Here is a 22,118-nt window from a genome sequence, read left to right as displayed (position 1 = left end):
CTTTAAACCTCTATTCCTCTGCGGCATCCACGAACCAGTGTTCGCGTGCCTTCATGATCAAGCGCCCCGCCCGCTCTTCGTCCATGCCCTCGATTTCCATGAGTTCGTCGACTGACTGCTCGGCGAGATCATCCAGGGTGGCGATACCTAAGGCGGCCAACGCATCGGCGAGAGTCTCGTCCATGCCTTCCAGCGACAGAAGATCGTCGTCCGCTTCCGGACCGGCGTCCTCTTCCGAGGCAATGGCACGCGTCAACAGGACGTCATTCGCGCGCTCACGCAACATATCGATCGTGTCATCATCGAATTCATCGATGGCCTGCATCTCGGCGAGCGGCACGTAGGCCACCTCATCGACACTGGTAAATCCTTCCTCGACCAGCACCGCGGCGATGCTTTCATCGACCCCTAATTGGATTACGAAGTTCTGAACGGAACGCTGGGCCTCCTGCTCGCTTTTGACCGCCGCGTCCTGCTCGTTCATCACGTTCAGCTCCCAACCGGTCAACTGAGTGGCGAGACGCACGTTCTGACCGAAGCGGCCGATGGCCTGGGCCAGATTTTCCTCCTTGACGGCGACATCCATGCTGCGCGCTTCCTCGTCGATGACGATCGAGACGACATCCGCGGGCGACATGGCATTGATGACGAACTGCGCCGGATTGTCGTCCCATAGGATGATATCGACCCGTTCGCCATTCAGCTCGTTGGAGACGGCCTGAACGCGCGCGCCGCGCATGCCGACACAGGCACCGACCGGATCGATCCGGGGGTCCGTGGTCCGCACCGCGATCTTGGCCCGCGAGCCGGGATCGCGCGCCGCGCCCAGGATCTGAATCAGACCCTCGCCGACCTCGGGAACCTCCAGCTTGAAGAGTTCGATCAGTAGCTCCGGCGCCGTGCGGCTCACGAAGAGTTGCGGACCCTTGAGCTCGGAACGCACATCGTAGAGATAGCCGCGCATCCGATCCCCGGAACGCACGGACTCTCGTGGAATCAGATGTTCGCGGGGAATCAGCGCCTCGGCGTTATTGCCCAGGTCGAGCAGAATGGAGCCGCGCTCGGCTTTTTTGACGATGCCGGTGACCAACTGCCCCTTGCGCTCGACAAAATTCGTGACGACTTTGGCGCGCTCGGCGTCTCGCACCTTCTGGACAATGACCTGCTTGGCCGTCTGAGCGGCGATGCGCCCGAAGAGCACCGACTCGATTTCTTCCTCGATGAAGTCGCCGACGCCGAGCTGCGGTTCCAGAATGGCGGCGGCGGACTCCGTGATCTGGCGGGATGGCGCCTCCAGCACTCCCTGTTCCGGATCCGTGACGATCTCCCAGCGACGAAAGGTATTGTAGTCGCCGGTCTTACGGTCGATGACCACGCGGACATCGATGTCGCCGCCATGTTTCTTGCGGGTCGCCGATGCCAAAGCCGCCTCGATCGCCTCGAAGATCACATCCTCGGAGACGTCCTTTTCGTTGGAAACGGCTTCGACGACCAGTAGAATTTCTTTGCTCATGCTACCTGTATCCAACTCAGCGCTTGCGACCCATCAATCGTCATCATTGCGTGCCGTCTCGCCCGAGGCTCGAAATTCGTAGACGAGACGAGCGGACTCCACATCATCGAGCGGAATCTCCCAAAGACGATCATCGGCATCCAGCTTGATCGTTCCGGCCTCGAAACCTAGCAGCATGCCTTCCAGCCTGCGGCGCCCATCCAGCTTTTCAGCCAGGCGAATTCTGACGCGACGACCCGCGAAACGTTGGAAATGCTCGGGAAAGACCAGCGGCCGATCAATGCCGGGCGAGGACACCTCCAGATCATAGTGCCCGGGGAGAGGATCCTCGACATCCAGGACGCCGCTCAACTGGTGACTGACTGCGGTGCAGTCATCCACCGTAATGCCCCGCTCATGATCGATATAGACCCGCAGCGTGGCGCCACTGGCACCATGCGGAAAAAATTCCACGCCCACGAGCTCATAGCCCATGGGCTCCACAACCCCGCGCGCCAATTTGGTAATACTGCTGTCTGCCGACTGCATAATCCGCCCTTCAGAAACAAAAATTGGGCCATTGGCCCAACCTCATTACCGCACCATAGCGCTCTTATCAGCCCATGGCACCATTTCGAGAGCGATAAAAAAACCCCGTAACGGGGCCTTATGGACGGCAGATGTGGATGGTGACTAAACCGCCTTCTCCTTAAGCACTGGGAGTCTATCCGCTCTTTCCATAAAGCGCAAGGCTGGATGCGCGAAGCCACAAGCACAAGTATCTCCCACCGCTGTATCGAAATCGCGCATGGAAGCATAGGAAACATGCAAGTGTCCGCTGACCCGCATTCCCAGCAGTCGCGTGCAAAAAATTTCCGTCCGGCGCGACGGGCAGAGGGCGCCCGCCGCGCGTCGGCGGATTGACCTTAGCGTTGAGGCGCGACGGCTCCGGGGCCGTAACCCGCGGGATAGCCGGGATAGCCATAAGGCCCGGCGGCAGGCGCCGACATGCCCTCCCAGTACTGACGCATCCGCTCGTCCGCCTCGCGGCGCATGGCGGCATATTCAGCCTGCATCCGCGCCTGTTGCCTCGCCATCGACTCCCAATCGTAAGGAGCCTGCCGAACCGGAGGCGTGGACTCTTCGGGCGCCATCATCGGCGGTACCGCCCAGGCTGGCGGGGCGGCGGACTGCGCGGACTCCGGCATGGATGGCGCCACGGCATCATTTGTCATCCGACGATCGAACGCCGGAACCCGCGGTTGCTCGACGGTCTGGCGCTGAACGGCGGCAGGCGCCGTCGCGGGCGCTTCGTTCATCAGGGATCTTGCGAAAACAGCCGACTCCGCTTCATTGACCGGTCGGGATTCCTGGGCCTTGGGCGTTTCCGGAGCCTTGGAAACGGGATATTCGGCGGCCGGCGACTGCTGAGCCGGACTCGCCATGACCTGACTTTCCGCGGCGGGATCCGACTTGGATGCCGAGCCTGGCAAGGCCGAAATCGGGATCGGGCTCAACTGAGCGATTTTCTCCAGAAGGGAGGTGGACGAGCCACCTTCCTCCTGATCGATGGAATTCAAGTAGAGATAGCCAAAGGCGATCACAACTGCCCAAAGGATCAATTTCGGCAACCAACCGAACGTCGAACGGGAGGCGGTAGTTTCCGAGTCAGCCATGCTTCGTTACTCCTGCAAGTAGTCAAACGTGATGAATTAAAACGGTAAAGCGGCGTTCAATTCGCCAACGCCCGCCGCACCGCAAGCCATGGGCAGCGATTATCGATCAGACGCAAGGGACATCAACACCGCCTCGACTCGCTCCACGCAACGCGCAAGGTTCGTCTCGATCTCGCGCATGTCGATGATGCCGTCGGATTTTCCCGCCGCCCAATTGACGACGAAGGCAAAGCTGGCGTAGCAGAGATCCAACTCCCGCGCAAGACTCGCCTCTGGCATACCGGTCATGCCGACCATGTCGCAACCGTCGCGCTCGTAGCGTCCGATCTCCGCCGCTGTTTCCAATCGAGGCCCCTGCGTGGCACCGTAGGTTCCCTGACGGATGACCGAGTGTCCCATTCGGTCACAGGCTGCCATCACGGCAAGACGCAACTCTTCGCAATAGGGTGCCGTCAGGTCGATATGCTCGACACCCCCGGCCGCGCCATCGTAGATGGTGTGCTCGCGTCCGTAGGTGTAGTCGATGATCTGATCGGGAACCGCCAAGGCGGTTGGGCAAAAACGCGCCGTGATACCGCCAACCGCGGCCAAGGCGATCACCCGCCTGGCACCGCAGGCACGCAACGCCCACAGATTGGCGCGATAGTTTATCCGATGTGGCGGCAGATGGTGGGACGGGCCGTGACGAGGAAGAAACAGCACCTCGTTCCCGCCGAATCGTCCCCGCGTGACAGGGGCCGACGTTTCACCGTAGGGCGTGTCGACCTGCCGCGCATCAAGCACCGACAAGGCGGGAATTCCCGCAAAGCCCGACCCCCCGATGATTGCAAGAAGAGACATTCACGCCCCACAACCGGTAAAACGCAGGAGTCTACCGGAGAGCGTTCGGGAAACCAAACCGAAGCGTTGGTGCCGGCTTGGCCGCCTCGGGATCCTCAGGCGCTCAGAAACTCGGGGATCCGGACTGCTGCGTTTCCTGAAAAACTCCGATTTCCAGCAGCTTGGGCAAAAGCACCTGTTCCTCGCGATCGATGCGACTGGCCACCATCTCGAAGACCTCATGGGTTTCGGCCAGAAAATCGTCGGTAAATTTAAAATCGCAGTTTTTGAGCCAGCGCTTGTGGTAATCGTCGAAAATCTTGCGGAGCGGCTTTTCGCCGCTGATGAAGCCCCAGGCAATGGACTTGATTTTCGGATCTTCATGAATCAGCAGTGTCGGATAGAGACTCCGATCCTCATCCGCCAGATGGCTTCGCACCTTTTTTCCGAGATCGCAGAGCAGCTCATAGGCGGTTTTGGCGTTCGGCCGGATCTTCAACAGTTCCGGTGTCAGAATCGAGTTCAGATCGTCGATCATCTGGCGCAGTTCGGCGTGCGAATTGCGGTAAACATTCAGGTCAGACATGCCTCGTCATCCTCGTTAGCGATCACTCGTGAGTGGGCACCGATGGCGCGCCGACCCCGCCGCGCGCCGGCCAGCGAACATCGCTACCGCACGCACCTCGAAAGCGCGCCACCGGACTGCTTGAGAGGATGTATACCAAACCGCCGAAATAGTCAAAAAGCCTTTAATTATATTGGCATTTTGCCAAATACCGCTTCAGCACGAAAAATCCCGCGGCGCTTGTGGCCATGGGTCTTCCCGGCGCGTCGATTCGGCCTCCGCCCGACTCGACGAATGCCGCCGCTGACGCGATTCAGAGATCTTCGTCGGCAACCGCGAAGACGCCATGGGCATTTCGGAAATAATTTTTATAGTCGAGACCATCACCGTAGAGATACCGGTTTGGAACCCGGACTCCCACCACATCGGCCTCGCACTGGTGCGGACGGCACTTCTCGACCAGAACCGCCGAAAGCACACTGGCGGCGCCGTCTTCATGGCAGGCGCGGATCACCTGGTCGAGCGTGACGCCTTCGTCCAGAACATCGTCGAGAACCAGGATGTGCTCGCCGCGAATCGCTTCCGACGGGCGGTAGCGCCAGACGATCTCGCCACCGCTGGTCGTCCCCCGATAGCGGCTCGCATGGAGATAATCGAGCCGCAATTGAAAGTGAAGTCTTGGCAGGAGCAGGCCGGTCACGACGATCCCGCCGGTCATGACGCAAAGCACCAGCGGATCCTTGCCCGCCAGGCGCTCGGTCAGCACGCCCGCCATCCGATCGAGCGCGGCGTCCATTTCCGCGGGCGTTACCAGACAGTCGGCGCGACCCGCAATGGCGGCGTACTCGATGGCGTCGAGCTTCATCCCGCGCGCCCCGTTTCGGTTGGATCGGCCAGCCCGAGATCCCGCGTCTCCAACTCTTCGAGCTGAGCCACGGAACGGATCGCGCGCGCCCACTCAGGCTGTTCGCGCAGACGCGCGCGATCGAATTGCCCGCGCCCCCGCATGCGCACCTGACGCAGGACAACGACCGGATCGCGGCGGTCGCCAAAGGCTTCGACGATTGCCGCCGCCGCGGGCCGATTGTTGCAGATCAGCAGCATGTCGCACCCCGCCTGCTCGGCGGACTGCGCGCGCTCGACATAATTCCCGCCCGCGCCGGCCGCCGCCATGTTGAGATCGTCGCTGAAAATGACTCCCTGAAAACCAAGCCGGCCGCGCAGAACGTCCCGCAACCAGATCGACGAGAATCCGGCCGGTCGCCGATCGATGCACGGATAGACGACGTGCGCCGGCATCACGGCCTCCAGGCCATGATCGATCAGGCGCTGGAACGGCACCAGATCCTCCCGTTCGATCTCCGCGAGGCCACGCGAATCGGTCGGCAGTTCGGCATGCGAATCCGCCGCGACCCCGCCATGTCCCGGAAAGTGCTTGCCCACCGAGGCCATGCCGGCGCGCCGGGCGCCCCCCATCCAGGCCGCGGCCAGATCGCAGACCGGCATCGCCTGGGACGCAAAGCCGCGATCGCCGATGACCTGGCTGATCGACCGGTCCAGATCCAGCACCGGCGCGAAACTGAAATCGACCCCGACGGCCCGCAACTCGGCGGCCATCAACCAGGCCACCGACGCGCAGGCCGCGCGCGCGCGCGCCGGATCGCGCGCGTGCAGTTGGCCGAAACGCCCCGCTGGCGGCAGACGCGTGAAGCCCTCGCGAAAGCGCTGCACGCGGCCGCCTTCCTGATCGACGCCGACCAGCAGACGCGGCTCGCGCAAACCATGGATCGACGCCGTGAGTTCGGCGATCTGCGCCGGCGACTCGGCATTGCGCGAGAAGAGGATCACCCCGCCGACGGCGGGATGGACCAAAAGCTCGCGATCCTCGGCATCGAGCGCCGTTCCCGCGAGGTCGAGCATGATAGATCCCAGCGACATGGTGTGATCTGCGTTCGGTGGCCGGTGCGTGTCGAGAGCGAAGTATCGAAGGTAGGCATTTTTAACACAGGCGAGTGGCGAGTGGCGAATCCCGCCGCCTGGCAGAACGCAACCGCCTCCAATACAGGGGCCCACCGCAGACCCGATCGGCGACGATGACCCTTAGCCTGAATGACTTAGGCGATTTCCGAGAAAACGGCTCATCCCGTCCATGAACAGCTACTCCATAGACAGATTGTTTTCAGGAAATCACCTTATACCCGCGGGCGCGGATGCGCGATGATAGCGGCTGTTTCACCCTACGCCATCACTTGCTACCACACGGACCCGCTCAGGCCATCACCATGAAGATCAATCTGCCGGTCACCAACCGGGAAAACGATTACGCCGCGTCGCTCGTGATCGTCTCCACCACCGACACCAAGGGCACCATCACCTACTGTAACAAGCCATTTATCGACATCAGCGGATTCCGGGAAGACGAACTGCTGGGTGTCAATCACAATGTGGTGAGACATCCCGACATGCCCACGGCAGCCTTCAAGGATCTCTGGTCGACGGTGCAGAAGGGCAAACCCTGGCGCGGGATCGTCAAGAATCGCTGCAAAAATGGCGATCATTACTGGGTGGATGCCTATGTCACTCCGGTCTACGAAGGCGAAACCCTGATCGGCTATCAGTCGGTCAGAACGAAACCGAAGCGCGGGCAGATCGACCAGGCGGAGCGGCTCTACGCCCGGGTGCGCGAGCGCAAGCTGGAGGATCTGCCCAGGCGATGGATTCCCGAATTCGGGCATGGCGTCTGGATCACCCTGGCTTTTACGCTGGTTGGGTTGGGCGCGGTCGCCGCCGGCTGGTTCGGCAGCCTCTGGATCGGCCTGGCCACGCTGGCGGCGGGCATGATTCTGGCGCAAGTCAGCACACGAACGATCTTCTCGCCCATTCGAGAGAGTGTCGCGGCGGCGAAAAAGATCGCCGCCGGCGATCTGAATTTCCCCATTCATGTCGTGCGCAACAACGAGACGGCGGAGATCCTCCAGGCTATCAAGATGCTTCAGTCCCGCCTGGCAACGGTGATCGGCAACATCCAGGAGTCTGCGTCCGGAGTGGCCGTGTCGGTCGGCCAGTTGGCGCTTGCGAGCAACTCCACGCATCGCCTGATGGAACAGCAGCACCAGGAAACCGACATGGTCGCCACCGCCATGAACGAGATGTCCGCCACCGTGGCCGAGGTCGCCAACAACACCACCGCCGCCGCCGATGCGGCGCACCAGGCGAGCGCCGACGCTCAGGCGGGCCGCGTGATCGTGCGCGAGAGCGTGCACGGCATCCAGCAACTAGCCGAAGGCGTCTCCGAGGCCGCCGAGGCCATCGGTCGGCTGGGCGACGAATCGGAGAATATCGGCAAGATCCTGGATGTGATCCGCAGCATCGCCGGCCAGACCAATCTGCTGGCCCTGAATGCGGCGATCGAGGCGGCGCGGGCCGGCGAGGCGGGGCGCGGTTTCGCGGTCGTCGCCGACGAGGTACGCGCCCTGGCGCAACGCACCCAGGATGCCACGCAGGAAATCCAGGCCATGATCCAGCGTCTGCAGGAAGGCTCGCGCAGCGCCGTGGCCGTGATGAAGCGCGGGAGCGAGCAGGCGGAACGCAGCGTCCTCTCGGCCTCGGAGACCGACCGATCGCTGGATTCGATCACGCAGTCGGTCGACCGCATCAACGAGATGAATGCTCAGATCGCGACCGCCGCCGAGGAACAGAGCGCGGTGGTGGAAGAGATGAACCGCAATGTGGAAAGTATTCGGCACCTGTCCATGCAGACGTTGGAGAGCACCGATTCCGTGGTGTCGGCCACCGGTCATCTGGAGGATCTGGCGGGCCGGCTGGCCACGCTGGTGAATCAATACAAGGTCTGAGGCGTCAAGCCAACGCCAGGGAACGCCGACCGGTTGTCGGCGCCTGGGGAGACTGGAATTCTGCCGGCCGCGTCATTCCTCGCCGCACGCTTCGGACCCGGTCGCATCCCGCAACAGCGATTGCACCGCCGCTGTGGCCGCGCGAAGAATATCCTGGCGGGGCGATCCGGGGCTCGCCTCGCCGCGCGCGCAAGTCAGTCGGCAGACCCAGTCGGTCGGCGACTCGAAATCGCAGTGATCCGCCCCAATCATTCGTTGCACAACGGCGTTCGGGCTGGCGGCATAGACCGCTAGTCCATTCTGAGAGGCGTTACAGCGCGAGGCGTCGCCGACCAGTCCGATCAGGGGCGGCTTCAGACCGGACGCCATCCGGACCCCCAAGGCCCGCGCATCGACCAGATCCAGCGCCACCACGCCCACCGCGCGCCGATCGTTGCGGGCGGCGATCAGCGCGGAGAGCGCGCCGGCCGAAAAACCCGTATACACCACCCGGCGCGCCCCGAGTGCGTCCGCGACCGTCATCATATCGAGCGCATTGCGAGCATGGCCGCCGTCCCAGAGCCGATCGTTGCAGAAATCCAGTGTCGCGGTCGTCACGCCGGACTTGGCCAAGGCGGTCGCGAGCCCAGTCATGCGCTCCTTGGCGCGCAGGAACCCATGCCCCACGACCGCCAGATCGCCAGGGGCCACGCCGGCCGGTCGGTACACCCGATAACGCAGCGCGCAAGCGGTCCTGGAGAGCACGACGCCGTCCGCGACGGCAATCCCGGCCGGCCGTCCCGACGGCAAGCCACCGACCCCGACCTGGCGGACAAACTGCCCCGTGCAACCCGACACAAACAGACAAGCCATGAAGATCGCTGTAAACTTGGCTTGACGCGAACATGTCCGATTCGATTGATTCATGAATGACGGGGGGGGTTGCATCGATATGCACCTCTGCCTGCAAGGATTAAGGTTTAGACATTCCTGGCGATTCTGAAACGAACGCGTGGCGAATGCGGCCCGCGCACGGTTGCGCCCGGCACCCGAGAGGTCGTCCGATGACTGACTCGACTGCGTTGAAACAGACCATCCCTCAGAAGTCGGGGCAAGACAGCGCCGGGCAAGCCGCCGGCTTGCCGGCTCTGTGCCTGGTCTTTGGCGCCAGTGGCTACATCGGCAGTCATCTGGTGCCTTATCTGCTCGGGGAGGGATTCTCGGTCCGCGCCTGCTCCCGCAACCCAGCGGTGCTGGAGGCGCGCGGCTGGCCGGGCGTCGGGATCGTCGGCGCGGATGCGCTGGTCCCGGAGACCCTCGCCGCCGCGCTGGCAGGTGTCGAGGTCGCCTACTATCTGGTCCACTCGATGTCCGCCGGAAGGGATTTCGGGCGCCTGGATCTGGAGGCGGCACGCCATTTCGCACAGGCCGCGGGCGTTGCCGGGGTCAGACGCATCGTTTATCTGGGCGGTCTGGTGCCGGACGACGCGCAGAGCGAGCATATCGTCTCGCGGCGCGATACCGGCGTGGTGCTGCGCGGCGGACCGGTACCGGTGACCGAGATCCGGGCAGGCATCATCGTCGGACCGGGCTCGGCCGCCTTCGAGGTGATGCGCGATTTGGTTTATCATCTGCCGGCGATGATCACGCCGCGCTGGGTCAGCGCGAAATCGCCGCCCATCGCGCTGGAAAACCTGCTCCGGTATCTCGCGCGGGTGCCCTGGATGGAGGAAACCGCCGCGCGCAGTTTCGATGCGGCCGGACCGGAAACCCTGACCTACGCGGAGATGATGCGTATCCTCGCCGAGGAAGCCGGCAAACGGCCACCCTGGATCATCCCGGTCCCGGTGCTGACGCCGCAACTGTCCGCGTATTGGCTGCGCTTTATCACCTCGGTGCCGACCCCCATTGCCCGCGCCCTGATCGAGGGGCTCCGGCATGACTTTTACGCCCGGGACGAGGAACTGCGTCGTCTCGTCCCCCAGCCCCTGCTGGGATTTCGGGACGCCGTGCGCGCCGCGTTCGAGATCGAACGCCGCGGCGCTGTCGTCAGCCGCTGGGTCGAGGGAGCCTTTGCCGTGCGCCATCAACAGATCGACTATGCCTATTACGCCAAGCGCGCGAGCGGCAGCGCCGAGACCGCCGCCGACCCCGCCGCAGTTTGGCGGGTCGTGGCGGCCATCGGCGGCGACAATCGCTATTACTATCTGAACACGCTTTGGTCGATCCGCGAATGGATGGACTGGATCGTCGGCGGGCCGGGTCTCCAGCGCGGCCGACGCCATGCCGAGGAGGTTCGCACGGGCGACCGCATCGATTATTGGACGGTGATGGGCGCCGAGCCCGAACGCCGTCTGAGCCTCGCGTTCGGCATGCGCGCGCCGGGTGCCGGCGTGCTGGAATTCGAGCTGGAACCGCTGACCACCGGGGGCACCCGTCTGACCGCCACCGCCTACTGGCATCCAGCCGGGGTCTGGGGACTGCTGTACTGGTATTCGCTGGAGCCTCTTCACCGGAGGCTCTTCAAAGGTCTAACCCGTGAGATCTGCCGCCGCGCCGAGCAGGACATCCGGGCACAACGCAATCGACAGAACCGTTCGCAAACGAGGTAATTCGCACATGGACTCCGCTATCGCCCGCGCTGGCAGCACCGCCACGACCCGCAACCCGTCGCTTCCCGCCGCCATCGACGCCTCCCGTCACGATTATGTCTCGCGGCTTGGCGGGCGGATTCACTATTACGCCGACACATCCGCCACCGGCCGTCCGCTGGTCCTGATTCACAGCATCAACGCCGCGCCGAGCGCCTTCGAGATGAAGCCGCTGTTCGAGCACTATCGCTCGCAGCGTCCGGTGTTCGCGCTGGATCTTCCCGGCTTCGGACACTCCGACCGCAGCAACCGGCGCTATTCGCCCGAGTTGTTCGCCGGCGTCATCGCCGAATTCCTGGAGACGATCGTCAAGTCCACGGCCGATCTGATCGCGTTTTCGCTCGGCTGCGAGTTTGCCGCCCGCGCGACCCTGATGAAACCCGAACTGGTGGCCAGTCTGGCCCTGCTGTCGCCCACTGGATTCAACATCCGCGGACTTCCGACCGGCAAGGCGGCCGAGCGTGCTCACAAGGCGTTGAGCGTGCCGGTGATCAATGACGGGCTGTTCGGCCTGCTCACCACGCGCCCCAGCATCAAATATTTTTACAATCAGGTGTTCAAGGGCGCCATCCCGCCCGGACTCGTCGACTACGCTCATGCGACCACGCACCAGCCGGGCGCCAAGTATGCCCCGCTGTATTTCCTGTCCGGTCAACTTTTCACCCCCAAGGCGGGTGATACCCTGTACGGTAAACTGACCCAGCCGGTTCTGGTGGTCTACGACAAGGATCCGAACATCGACTTCCACGAATTGCCGGGCTTTCTGAGCCGTCATCCGGGCTGGCGGGCTGAACAGCTCACACCCACCCGTGGCATGCCCCAATGGGAGAAACCCGCCGAAACCGCCGCCGCCATCGACCGCTTCTGGTCGACGCTCAAGACCGACTGAGCGCGACCTGATCGCGTCCGCGCGCATCACGGCATGGATGCAGAGCATCACTGCCATTAAGTTAAGCCGTTCGTGGTGAGTCCTGAGCCCGTCGAAGGGTCGAACCATGAACGGCTTAACTTAATGGCGCCCAGAATTTTCCGTTCGCCCTGAGTGTGTCGAAGCCTGTCATGAGCTTGTCGAATGGGGCGAACGGAAAATCCTTAACTTAATGGCAGTGATGCAGAGCATCCATGCCCCGGCCCACGACTTCCTGTCTTCACGATCCCGTCATGCTCGCACCGCTCAAAGTTCTGGAGCAGCTCAAGGCTCGCCTCCACGAAACGATCGGCACCCTGCCCCTCGGACAACCGGGCGGCTATGCCTCGCTGATCCTCGAACTCCCCCACGGGCTCGGTATCGCGCCCGATCTGGCGGGACCGCAGTTCCATTTCGCGCACAACCATCGCGGCGACCTGCGCGCCGGCTACGGCATCGCCGGCGAGTGGCGGGCGCGGGGTCCGGACCGCTTGCGGATTCTGCGCGCGGCGGCCAAGGGCGTCGCGGCCAACTGGCAGCACATGGATCCGGACGAAACCGGCTTTCTGGGCTTCGGGATGCTGGGCTTTGCCGCCTCGCCCAACGAATCGCCGAACGCGGGGCTAGCGGAACTGCCGAACGCCATCTTCTGGCTGCCGGAACTGGCGCTCTGCTCGCACGATGGACAGGCCGCGCTCATCCTCACCACCGCGCTACCGATGGGGATCGACTCCCTACTAACACGCTGGCAGAACCAACTGGACCAGATCGTGCCATTGCTCGATCTGCCAGCGCTCGACCCGCTCACGCCGGCGCACCTGGATCGTGGCCTCAGCACGCCCGATCAGGAGGATTGGCGCGAACTGGTGTTCGCCGCGCTCGACGAGATCGACCAGGAGCGACTGCGCAAAGTCGTTCTCTGTCGCCGCCTGCGCCTGACTGGCCAGCGACGCTTCGACCTAACCCGGCTCAACGCGGCCCTGACCTATCTGTTTCCCTCCTGCCAGGTGGTGAGCATCCGTCGCCATCGGACTAGTTTCGTCGCCGCGACCCCCGAGCGTCTCTTCACCCAGCGCCGCGACCGCATCGAGGCCGACGCCATCGCCGGCACCGCCTGTCGCGCCGAGGACGCCGAGCGCGACGCGCAAATCACCCGGGGTCTGCGGACCTGCGAAAAGAATCTGCGCGAGCATCAGGTTGTGGTTGAGGCCGTGACCGAGGCGTTGAGCCAATGCAGCCGCTCCCTGGAGCCGCCCGATGGCCCGCGAATTCTGCAACTCAACAACGTCCAGCATCTGCGGAGCATCGTGCGGGGCGAGTTACACCCAGACGTGGATGTCTTTCGACTCGCCGAGTTGCTCCATCCCACCCCGGCGACCAACGGACAGCCGCGTCAGGAAGCGCGCGACTGGCTGGATCGGAGCGAACCGCTGGAGCGCGGCTGGTACACCGGCGCCGCCGGCATCGTCGAGCCGGATCTGACCGGCGAACTCTGGGTGCTGCTGCGCTGCGCGCGCATCAGCGAGCGGATCGCCGACCTCTACGCCGGGGCCGGAATTGTCGCCGGTTCGGATCCCATGAGCGAATGGGAAGAGACCGAGCACAAGCTCGCCGCCATGTCGACCGCGCTTCAGTTCGCTTGAATTGCAATGAGCCGCGAAGACACGACGGATCAAGGCTGCCGCAATCTGCGCTGGGCGCTCGCGCTGCTCGACGGGCTGATCTCGGGCGGGATGCGGCGGCTGGTGCTCTCGCCCGGCTCGCGTTCCACCCCGCTGGTGCTGGCGGGCCAGCGCCAGCCCGAACTGGAACTGACACCGATCCTGGACGAGCGCAGCGCCGCCTTTTTCGCACTCGGCCTGGCGCGGGTCTCGGGCCGACCGGTGGGCCTGCTGTGCACTTCCGGGAGCGCGCTCGCGCATTGGTTTCCGGCCGTCATCGAGGCGTCCGAATCCGGCATCCCGCTGATCCTGCTCTCCGCCGACCGCCCGCCCGAGCTGCGCGACTGGGGGGCGAACCAGACCATCGATCAGACCCGGTTGTTCGGCGGCTTCGTGCGCGAATTCCACGACCCCGGCGCGTCTGAAGAGGGGCCGGCCGCGCTCAAAATGATGCGCGCGCTGGGCGCTCGCGCGGCGGCGGTGAGCTTGGGAAACTGGCCGGGGCCGGTGCATCTCAATCTGCCGTTTCGCGAACCGCTCGTGCCTGCCGCGGATTGCGAGGCGGCGCCCGCGCCAACGCCAACCCTCCGGCACACTCGGCCACTCTGGCTCCCACGCTCCAGCGTGGGAGCAAGCATGGATGCTCCAGCATCCAGTCAATTCTGCTCGGAGCGGCCCCATTCGCACCGCGAGGCCATCTGGAACGAGGGGCAAAACACCGGAATTCCCGACCTCGCCTCCCTGCTCTCCGGCCGTGGCCTGATCTGCTGCGGACCGGGCGTCTGCCCGCCCGCCTTCGCCGACGCGCTCTGGGCCTGCGCCAGGCGGCTGGCCGTCCCCGTGCTCTGCGATCCGCTCTCCGGACTGCGCTTCGGCCCCGGCTCCGAACATCGCATCGCCCGCTACGACAGTCTGCTGCGCAACCCCCACGCGGCGGCGGCGCTGAAACCCGACTGGGTACTACGCGTTGGCCACGCGCCCGTCTCCAAAATCCTGCTCGGTTGGCTGGCCGACATCCCCACCATCCTGGTCGATCCGGGGCAGGGTTGGAGCGATCCAACGCAGGATGTCCGGCTACGGATTCGCGCGGACGCCGCCAGCGTCTGCCGTTGGCTCGCCGCGTCGGAGATCGATCCGCCAGGCGGGAGCCCCACGTCCCTGGATTGGCTCGCCCGCTGGACAACCGCCGAGCGCCAACTGGACCTTCTGGCCGCCGACGCTCTCGCGCGGTTCCCCTGGTGCGAGCCCCATCTGCTCGCCGATTTGCTCGCCGCCCTGCCCGAGGGCGATGGTCTGTTCTGCGCCAACTCCATGCCGATCCGGCAACTGGACACCTGGTCCGGCCGCCGCGACACGGCGCTGCGCGTGTTCGGCAATCGCGGCGCGAGCGGGATCGACGGTCAGTCATCCACGCTCGCCGGACTGAACGCCAGCGGCATCCCGACGACGGGATTGCTCGGGGATCTCTCCTTTCTGCACGACCTGAGCGGCCTGCTGCTGCTACGTCAACTCGACCGCCCCTGCATCGTCCTGAACAACGGCGGCGGGCGAATCTTCGACTATCTCCCGCAACGGGGACTGCCTGGTTTCGAGCGACTCTGGCGCACGCCGGTCGAACTCCCGCTTGGTGAACTGCTGCGTCCATTCGGGATCGCCCATCGCGCGGTCAGCGACGGGGCCGGATTTCGCGAGGCGCTGGCGGAGACCCTCGGCGGCGCGGGAAGCGGGGCAGGCGTGATCGAGGTCTATCTCGATGGCGAGATCAGCCGGGCGGTTCATCGTGAGTTCTGGAACTCGCTGACGATTCAAGGTCTTGAGTTTGAATAAGCAAAGCTGATGCCCTGGTCGATCCGCAACGATCTAATAGGAGCCCACGGAGGAGCCCCCGGAGCGCACCGCAGCCAACCGTCACTGCCATTCAGTGAAGCCGTTCGTGGCGAGGCCATCGAACCATGAACGGCTTAATACTCAAAGGCTTAGGGTTTTCCGTCCGCCCCATTCGACAATCTCATGACAGGCTTCGACCCTTCGACAAGCTCAGGACTCAGGGCGAACGGAAAATCCTTAACTTAATGGCAGTGGGCCGAGCCGGCTGGACAGACCGACTCATTTGGGAACACTCGACGAATGGGAGCACCGCCGCGAATGGCCAGCACGGACAACTTCAAACCGCTGTTCAACCGGCGACTCCTGAATGAAGCGCAACGCGGTTTCACGCCCGCCCTCGACGCGGAGCAGCGCCACATCGCCGCGAGTTGGGCCGCGAGCGCCGGCACGGGCGCGCTGCTCGGCCAAAAGGAAAAGCCGCTCCAAGGCCAGTTCCTGAGCCAGGTCATCGACCGACTACTCGGCTATCGACAGATCGTCGGCGCCGACGGGCTGCACCATCTCGAACCCGAGACCAGCTCCAAGGCGGTCAAGGGCTATCGTCCGCCGGATGCCCGTCTCGGCTGGTACGGCCCCGGTACGGGTTCGGGCGCGGTCATCGAGCGCACCCGCGCGGTGCTGGAACTGAAATCCCCCGGCGCCGATCTGGACGCCCGGCAGGCGGCGGGCTATGGTCGGCTTACCCCGGTCGAGCAGGCGTTCGGCTATGCCGCCAGGGTCGACGGCTGCCGCTGGGTGCTGGTCGGCAACTTCATCGAGCTGCGTCTTTATCGCACCGATCGCGGCCAAGGCTATTGTCAGCGTTTCGACCTGGGCGCGCTCGCCGACCCCGAGCATCTGCGCACCTTCCTGTTCCTGCTTGGCCGCGAAAACCTATTCGGAACCACGCCGGACAGCGAGAGCGCGGTCGAGCGTCTGGCCACCCACACCCATGTCGAAGAGGAGCGCATCGGTAAGGCGTTTTATGTCGTCTATCGCGATCTGCGCCTCGATCTCTTCGATCAATTGCGCCGTGACAACCCGCCGCCCGTCGACCGGGAGACGGATGCGCATGGCGTCCATCTCCTGGAGCTGACCCAAAAGATCCTCGATCGCTGTCTCTTCATCTGCGTCTGTGAGGACACCGGACTCCTGCCGCCCAAGGTGCTCACGCAGGCCCTGGAGGCGAAGAGCGAGGGCTTCGTCCAGGTCTCGCGCTGGCAGCAGTTGTGCGGACTCTTCCGCGCCGTCGACCAGGGCCATCCGCCCCTGCGCATCAACGCCTACAACGGCGGACTCTTCGCCGCGGATCCCGTGCTCGACGCCCTGCGAGTGGCCGACGCGGGTCTGGATGGCATCGCGGCCCTCGCCGGTTACGACTTCGAGACCGATCTCAACGTCAACATCCTCGGGCACATTTTCGAGCAGTCGATCACCGACCTGGAGTCGTTGCGCGCCGAGATCCGGGGCGAGAGTGCGGATAAACAGCGCTCGCGGCGCAAGCGTGACGGCATCTTCTACACCCCCGAGCCCATCACCCGCTTCATGGTGTCGCGCACCATCGGTGGCTGGCTCGCCGAGCGTCACGCCGAGATCGAGACCCGTCACCGCACCGGCAAGCCCGGCCCGCTGTCGAACGAGACCCGACTGAAAGTCTGGGTCGATCTGCTTGAGGTACTGGGCCGGATCAAGGTGCTGGATCTGGCGTGCGGCTCCGGGGCCTTTCTGGTCGCCGCCTTCGATTTTCTGATCGGCGAATACGAGCGGGTCAACCGCGCCATCGCCGAACTGCAAGGGACGCCCGCGCAGTTGGGGCTGTTCGATCTGAACCGCCAGATTCTGCAAGACAACCTCTTCGGCGTGGACCTCAATCCCGAGTCGGTCGAGATCACCAAGCTCAGTCTCTGGCTCAAGACCGCGCGTCAGGACAAGCCGCTCAACAACCTCGACGCCAACATCCGCTGCGGCAATTCGCTGGTGGAGCCGCCGCCGCCAGACGCCCCACTGGCCCTCGTCGACGCCTTCGCCAGCCTGCCGGCGGACACCCGCGCCTTCGACTGGCACGCCGCCTTTCCCGAGGTCATGGCCCAGGGCGGCTTCGATATCGTCGTCGGCAATCCGCCTTACGTGCGCCAGGAATCACTTGGCCCGCTCAAGCCCTATCTGGCCGCGCGTTACGCCAGCTATCACGGGGTTGCCGATCTCTATGTCTATTTCTACGAGCGCGGCCTGGAGCTACTCGCCCCCCAGGGCAAATTGAGCGACATCGTCACCAACAAATGGCTGCGCGCCGGTTATGGCGAGCCGTTGCGCCGACTCTTCGCCGCGCGCGCCGAGCTGGAAGAAATCCTGGACTTCGGCCACGCGCCCATCTTCGAGGACGCCGACACCTTCCCCTGTATCCTGGTCGCCCGCCACCGCGCCCCCGAGCCCGCGTCGGAGCCATCCCTGGTGCGGATCTGCCCGATCCCGCGCGACCGTCCGGCCGAGCTGTCACTGGACAACTATATCCATGAGCACGGCTATCCGATCCCCTGGTCGCGCTACGGCGCCGAACCCTGGAGCCTGGAACCGCCCGATGTCGAGACCCTGATGGGCCGGCTGTGCGAGCGCGGGGTGCCGCTGGCCGAGTTCGTGGGAGTCAAACCGTATCGTGGTGTTTTGACCGGACTGAACGAAGCCTTTCTGATCGACGAGACGACCCGCGCCGGATTGATCTGCGACGATCCCGGCTGCGCCGGGATGATCAAACCGTATCTGCGCGGGCAGGACATTGGTCGCTGGGTGCCGGAATGGCAAGGGTTGTGGATGATCTTTGCGCGTCGTGGTTTTGAGATCGATGCCTATCCGTCGATCCGGGCGCATCTGGAACGCTTCCGCGGGCGACTTGAGCCAAGGCCGGGCGATTGGGACGCGGCCAAGGATGGTGACTGGTCTGGAAGGAAGCCGGGCCGCTATGCTTGGTACGAGATTCAGGACAGCGTCGAGTATTGGGAGAGTTTTGAGCGGCCGAAAATCCTTTACCAAGAGATCCAGTTCCACCCCCAGTACGCCTTCTCCGATGGTGCGCTCTACGGCAACAATAAGGTCTTCCTGTTGCCAACCTCGGATCACTACCTGCTTGCCGTCCTCAACTCCCCGCTCCTCTGGTGGCACAACTGGCGCTATCTGCCGCACATGAAGGACGAGGCACTGAACCCGGCCGGTTTCCGCATGGAGACCCTGCCGATCGCCGACCCGCCCCCCGCGCTTCGCCGCGAAATCGAGGAGCACGCCGCCGCCACCCTGGAGCTGACACGCGTCACCCAGCAGAAATCCCGCGAACTGCTGACCTGGCTGCGTCTGGAACTCGGCGTCGACAAGCCCGGTCAGCGTCTGGAGACCTTCGCCGACCTGACCGGCGAGGCGTTCGCCGCCGCAGTCCGCAAACGCCGCCCCAAGGGCGCTCCCCGCCTCACCCCGCAGACCATCACCGAGCTGACCGACACCCATCGTCACTACGCCACCGCCGAGCAGGCCCGTACCGCCCAACTGCGCGCCCTGGAACGGCGGATGTCCGATCTGGTCCTTGAGGCATACCAGCTCACCGACGAGGAGATCGACCTGCTGTGGCGCACCGCGCCGCCGAGGATGCCGGGCGCGCGATGAGCGAAGAGCCGCATTCAGCGAAGGAGGCGGCGCGGGAGACCTTGCGATATGCCCGCGACCATTCCCAGTGGCGGATGAAAAACCTCAACAGAAACAAGAAAGAAATCGAGAGGACGCTGCTGCGTCTGGACGCGTACCGGGACACGCCCGAAGTCGCCGACTTTCTCCGACGGACCCGTCGGAACCCCGGCCGGGTGGATAGTCGCGAGCTACACTACATGCAGAGAAGTTATCGCGACGGGCGCCCAATTCCCGACCTGGACGCCTTCGATGCGCTGTTTGCGCGCGTGCTCAATGACCCGCATGCCCACGTCTACCGGAGTCATGGCGTGCGTTATCAGGTCCGTTCAGTCCGCGAGGGATGGATTGCGATTCTCGACCCGGATGGGACGCACGTCAGTCTGTATCCCAATTTGAACGACGACTTTGGAGAGGCTTTATAGACGTTAAGCGACTTGATCCGCTGATGCGCTATCAGGAATACGCCGAGTATCAATTCTCGCTCGACGGCGAGGGTCTTGGCCTGCGAGCGGCGCGTGAAGCCTTGAGCGAAGCCGTGGCGCAATCCCAAGATGTGCGCGAGCTTGACGAAATCGTCATTGAGGCCACTCAAGTCAACGAGTACATCAATCCGGGACTGCTGGAGGACGATGCCTCGCGTCCGCTCGCCCACTGGTGGTGGCACCTCGGCAAGCTGCGCAACCGGACCTATCCCGCCCATCTGCTCCCGGAGTATCTGCGCGCCGTCTACGAACAGGCAGCGGACGAGGCGGCTTTATTGGCCGGGAAAAATGAGCGCGCAAATTGACTATCAAATCCTCTTGGAGGAGGTCGTCAGGACAGCTAAGGCGGCTGCGGAGCAGGCGGTCGATGAACCGTTCGAGCACGGCCTGAAAGCGGCCTATTATGACATTCTGGATGTGGTTAAAACGCAGGCGGAAGTGATGGAGGTGCCACTGTCCGAGATCGGCCTTGGCGACTTTGACCCGGATTCCTTGCTCGGCCCACGCAGGGCCGCTTGAGTGTTGACAAACACCGGCTGGAACTGACCGAGGCGCATTAACCGTCCGCGCCACGGACGGCACTACCCTCACACGTCAAACCGCGACGCCAACAACGTAAACCCCAGAATCCGGCCCTCGTCCCAAGTCGTCTCGATCCAGCGCCCCCAGCCGTTGCCGCAATCGCTGCGCATCGTGCGTTTCGATGGATACCTCTTTCTCCTATAATTTTTTATGTCAATCAATTGATGGAAGGTGACCGCGATGGTGGGAATCAACAATCAGATGGCGCTAGGCGCGCAGAGCCTCCTCAACCGAAGTCAGGGTGCCCTGGAGACGACGCAGGAACGCCTCGCTTCAGGCAAGCGGGTTAACGGCGCCGCCGACGATGCCACCGGACTGGCGCTCATCTCTCAGTTCGCCGCCCAACTCACCGGCGACGCCCAGGGGGTTCGCAATCTCAGCGATGGGATCTCGATGATGCAGACGGCAGAGGCCGGGGTCAGCCAAATCAGCGAAAACCTACAGCGGATCGGCGATCTGAGCCTCCAGAGCATGAACGGCACGCTCTCCGATTCGGATCGCGCCAACCTTCAGACCGAGGTCAGCGCGTTGCGGGAACAGATCGCCCAGACCATCGAAGGCACCTCATTCAATGGGGTTAAGTTGCTCCCGCGGGAAGGCGAACTTGGGATTCAGGCGAGCGCCAGGGCGAATGATGCCATGATCGTTAATACCCGCGACCTTCAGGAACAGATGAAGACCTTTGGCCTCGACGACATCGACCTTTCGACCGCCGCCGGCGCCGCCAGCGCGCTCAAGACGACGGACCAGATCACAGACTATCTCAGCGGGATACAGGGTGAGTTTGGCGCCGCCCAGAACCGCTTCGAAGCCAGCATTCGCGCGTTGAAGCAGGGCAACGTCAACGTGGCGGCGGCCCAGAGCGGCATCCAGGATACCGACTACGCCCGCGCGACAGCGGAGCAAAGCCGTAACCTTATCCTGAGCCAGGCGAACATTGCCATGCTCAGTCAGGCCAACAATATCTCCTCTCTGTTCGTCTCGCAGTTACTGGCTTGAGACCGCTCCGGGCTTTGGCCCGGAGCGTGCCTCAACCGGAGTTCGGTATCCCAAGCCGATTTGGAGACGCTCACGCGCGCAGTTGCTCGGTCATGAAGGGCGTCAGCAGATCAAGCATGGCGCGGTGGATCCGGAGATTGCCGGCGATCAGGTTGCCGGTGTCCAGGAAGCGGGTGCCGCCGCCGAAGTCGGTGACGGCGCCGCCGGCCTCCAGGATCAGCAGAGCGCCAGCGGCGCAGTCCCAGGGCGAGAGGCCGATTTCCCAGAACCCATCGGTGCGCCCGGCGGCGACATAGGCGAGATCCAGGGCGGCCGAACCGGGGCGGCGCAATCCGGCGGTCTCCAGGGTCATGGCCTTGAACATGCCGAGATAGGCGTCGATGTGGCGCTGATCGCGGAAGGGGAAGCCGGTGCCGATCAGCGCGCCTTCGAGCGACGGGCGGGTGGCGACGCGCAGCTTGCGGTCGTTGAGCTGGGCGCCCTGCCCGCGCGCGGCGGTAAAAAGTTCCTCGCGCGTGGGGTCGTAGACGACGCCGCATTCGAGCTGCCCCTTATACTTGAGCGCGATCGAGATCGAGAATTGCGGGAAGCCGTGCAGATAATTGGTGGTGCCGTCCAGCGGGTCGATGATCCACTGGAAGTCGCCGCTGCCCTGCTCGCCGCTCTCCTCGGCGAGGATGGCGTGGCCGGGGAAACGATTGCGCAGTTCCTGGATGATCGCCGCCTCGGCGGCGCGGTCGACATCGCTGACGAAATCGTTGCGGCTTTTCGACTCGACCTGGAGCTGTTCGAGCCGATCCGAGTAACGCATGATCAGACGGCCGGCACTACGGGCGGCGCGGATGGCAATGTTTAGACTTGGGTGCATGGTTTGCGGGATATCCGGGCAGTCGCTGTATCATAGGCTGACGATACA

General features: G+C 63.9%; 19 protein-coding genes. 10 read left to right on the top strand and 9 right to left on the bottom strand.

All coding sequences use genetic code 11. The features are described 5' to 3' along the window. Positions 1-10: 10 nt before the first annotated feature. From nusA to nagZ, 7 genes are all read right to left on the bottom strand, one after another. On the bottom strand, positions 11-1,513 hold the full coding sequence (nusA, locus tag THIVI_RS15355; protein ID WP_014779457.1) for a transcription termination factor NusA: 1,503 nt from the start codon (positions 1,511-1,513) through the stop codon (positions 11-13). Between the two features lie 33 nt (positions 1,514-1,546). Then, the gene (rimP, locus tag THIVI_RS15350) at positions 1,547-2,041 is read right to left on the bottom strand and encodes a ribosome maturation factor RimP (protein WP_014779456.1); all 495 of its coding nucleotides are present in this window, start codon (positions 2,039-2,041) and stop codon (positions 1,547-1,549) included. Between the two features lie 377 nt (positions 2,042-2,418). Beyond that, positions 2,419-3,168: a hypothetical protein gene (locus tag THIVI_RS15345; protein WP_014779455.1), complete on the bottom strand. Its 750-nt coding sequence runs from the start codon at positions 3,166-3,168 to the stop codon at positions 2,419-2,421. Between the two features lie 99 nt (positions 3,169-3,267). Then, positions 3,268-4,008, bottom strand: a complete 741-nt coding sequence (locus THIVI_RS15340; RefSeq protein WP_014779454.1) for an S-methyl-5'-thioinosine phosphorylase — start codon at positions 4,006-4,008, stop codon at positions 3,268-3,270. Positions 4,009-4,111: 103 nt separating this feature from the next. Next, positions 4,112-4,573, bottom strand: a complete 462-nt coding sequence (locus tag THIVI_RS15335) for a hemerythrin domain-containing protein (RefSeq protein WP_014779453.1) — start codon at positions 4,571-4,573, stop codon at positions 4,112-4,114. A 292-nt stretch (positions 4,574-4,865) separates the two neighbouring features. Next, on the bottom strand, positions 4,866-5,417 hold the full coding sequence (locus THIVI_RS15330) for a hypoxanthine-guanine phosphoribosyltransferase (protein ID WP_014779452.1): 552 nt from the start codon (positions 5,415-5,417) through the stop codon (positions 4,866-4,868). Next, the gene (nagZ, locus tag THIVI_RS15325) at positions 5,414-6,490 is read right to left on the bottom strand and encodes a beta-N-acetylhexosaminidase (protein ID WP_014779451.1); all 1,077 of its coding nucleotides are present in this window, start codon (positions 6,488-6,490) and stop codon (positions 5,414-5,416) included. The genes THIVI_RS15330 and nagZ overlap by 4 nt, the downstream gene beginning before the upstream one ends. A 344-nt stretch (positions 6,491-6,834) precedes the next feature. Here nagZ and THIVI_RS15320 point away from each other — a divergent pair, with 344 nt between their 5' ends. Continuing rightward, positions 6,835-8,406 carry a methyl-accepting chemotaxis protein gene (locus THIVI_RS15320; RefSeq protein WP_014779450.1) on the top strand — a complete coding sequence of 524 codons (1,572 nt, stop codon included), beginning with the start codon at positions 6,835-6,837 and terminating at the stop codon, positions 8,404-8,406. 72 nt (positions 8,407-8,478) lie between these two features. On the opposite strand, the gene THIVI_RS15315 is transcribed toward THIVI_RS15320, so the two are convergent. Further along, positions 8,479-9,258, bottom strand: coding sequence for a dienelactone hydrolase family protein (locus THIVI_RS15315; protein ID WP_245537281.1), 780 nt, complete (start codon positions 9,256-9,258; stop codon positions 8,479-8,481). Between the two features lie 191 nt (positions 9,259-9,449). Here THIVI_RS15315 and THIVI_RS15310 point away from each other — a divergent pair, with 191 nt between their 5' ends. The 9 genes from THIVI_RS15310 (at position 9,450) to THIVI_RS15265 (ending at position 21,202) form a co-directional block, all read left to right on the top strand. Then, positions 9,450-10,997 carry an SDR family oxidoreductase gene (locus tag THIVI_RS15310; RefSeq protein WP_014779448.1) on the top strand — a complete coding sequence of 516 codons (1,548 nt, stop codon included), beginning with the start codon at positions 9,450-9,452 and terminating at the stop codon, positions 10,995-10,997. A 7-nt stretch (positions 10,998-11,004) separates the two neighbouring features. After that, positions 11,005-11,925, top strand: a complete 921-nt coding sequence (locus tag THIVI_RS15305; protein WP_014779447.1) for an alpha/beta fold hydrolase — start codon at positions 11,005-11,007, stop codon at positions 11,923-11,925. 272 nt (positions 11,926-12,197) lie between these two features. Next, the gene (locus THIVI_RS15300) at positions 12,198-13,586 is read left to right on the top strand and encodes an isochorismate synthase (RefSeq protein WP_041447045.1); all 1,389 of its coding nucleotides are present in this window, start codon (positions 12,198-12,200) and stop codon (positions 13,584-13,586) included. 6 nt (positions 13,587-13,592) lie between these two features. Next, the gene (gene menD / locus THIVI_RS15295) at positions 13,593-15,431 is read left to right on the top strand and encodes a 2-succinyl-5-enolpyruvyl-6-hydroxy-3-cyclohexene-1-carboxylic-acid synthase (RefSeq protein WP_014779445.1); all 1,839 of its coding nucleotides are present in this window, start codon (positions 13,593-13,595) and stop codon (positions 15,429-15,431) included. 318 nt (positions 15,432-15,749) lie between these two features. Continuing rightward, positions 15,750-19,118, top strand: a complete 3,369-nt coding sequence (locus tag THIVI_RS15290; RefSeq protein ID WP_014779444.1) for an Eco57I restriction-modification methylase domain-containing protein — start codon at positions 15,750-15,752, stop codon at positions 19,116-19,118. Beyond that, positions 19,115-19,561, top strand: a complete 447-nt coding sequence (locus tag THIVI_RS15285; RefSeq protein ID WP_169315580.1) for a hypothetical protein — start codon at positions 19,115-19,117, stop codon at positions 19,559-19,561. The genes THIVI_RS15290 and THIVI_RS15285 overlap by 4 nt, the downstream gene beginning before the upstream one ends. 23 nt (positions 19,562-19,584) lie before the next feature. Beyond that, positions 19,585-19,926 (top strand): hypothetical protein, encoded by a 342-nt coding sequence (locus tag THIVI_RS15280; RefSeq protein ID WP_014779442.1) that lies wholly within the window; start codon positions 19,585-19,587, stop codon positions 19,924-19,926. After that, a complete protein-coding gene (locus tag THIVI_RS15275) occupies positions 19,910-20,140 on the top strand; it encodes a hypothetical protein (RefSeq protein WP_014779441.1) in 231 nt (76 codons plus the stop codon). The genes THIVI_RS15280 and THIVI_RS15275 overlap by 17 nt, the downstream gene beginning before the upstream one ends. 243 nt (positions 20,141-20,383) lie before the next feature. Beyond that, the gene (locus THIVI_RS15265) at positions 20,384-21,202 is read left to right on the top strand and encodes a flagellin N-terminal helical domain-containing protein (RefSeq protein ID WP_014779440.1); all 819 of its coding nucleotides are present in this window, start codon (positions 20,384-20,386) and stop codon (positions 21,200-21,202) included. Positions 21,203-21,272: 70 nt separating this feature from the next. Here THIVI_RS15265 and THIVI_RS15260 read toward each other — a convergent pair whose 3' ends face one another. Continuing rightward, the gene (locus THIVI_RS15260; RefSeq protein WP_014779439.1) at positions 21,273-22,070 is read right to left on the bottom strand and encodes an inositol monophosphatase family protein; all 798 of its coding nucleotides are present in this window, start codon (positions 22,068-22,070) and stop codon (positions 21,273-21,275) included. Positions 22,071-22,118: the final 48 nt, after the last annotated feature.

Origin of the sequence: Thiocystis violascens DSM 198 (genome assembly GCF_000227745.2) — a bacterium.
GTDB classification, from domain to species: Bacteria; Pseudomonadota; Gammaproteobacteria; order Chromatiales; family Chromatiaceae; genus Chromatium; species Chromatium violascens.
Note: the sequence above shows the minus strand (reverse complement) of the source record. Positions and strands in the feature narration are given on the sequence as shown.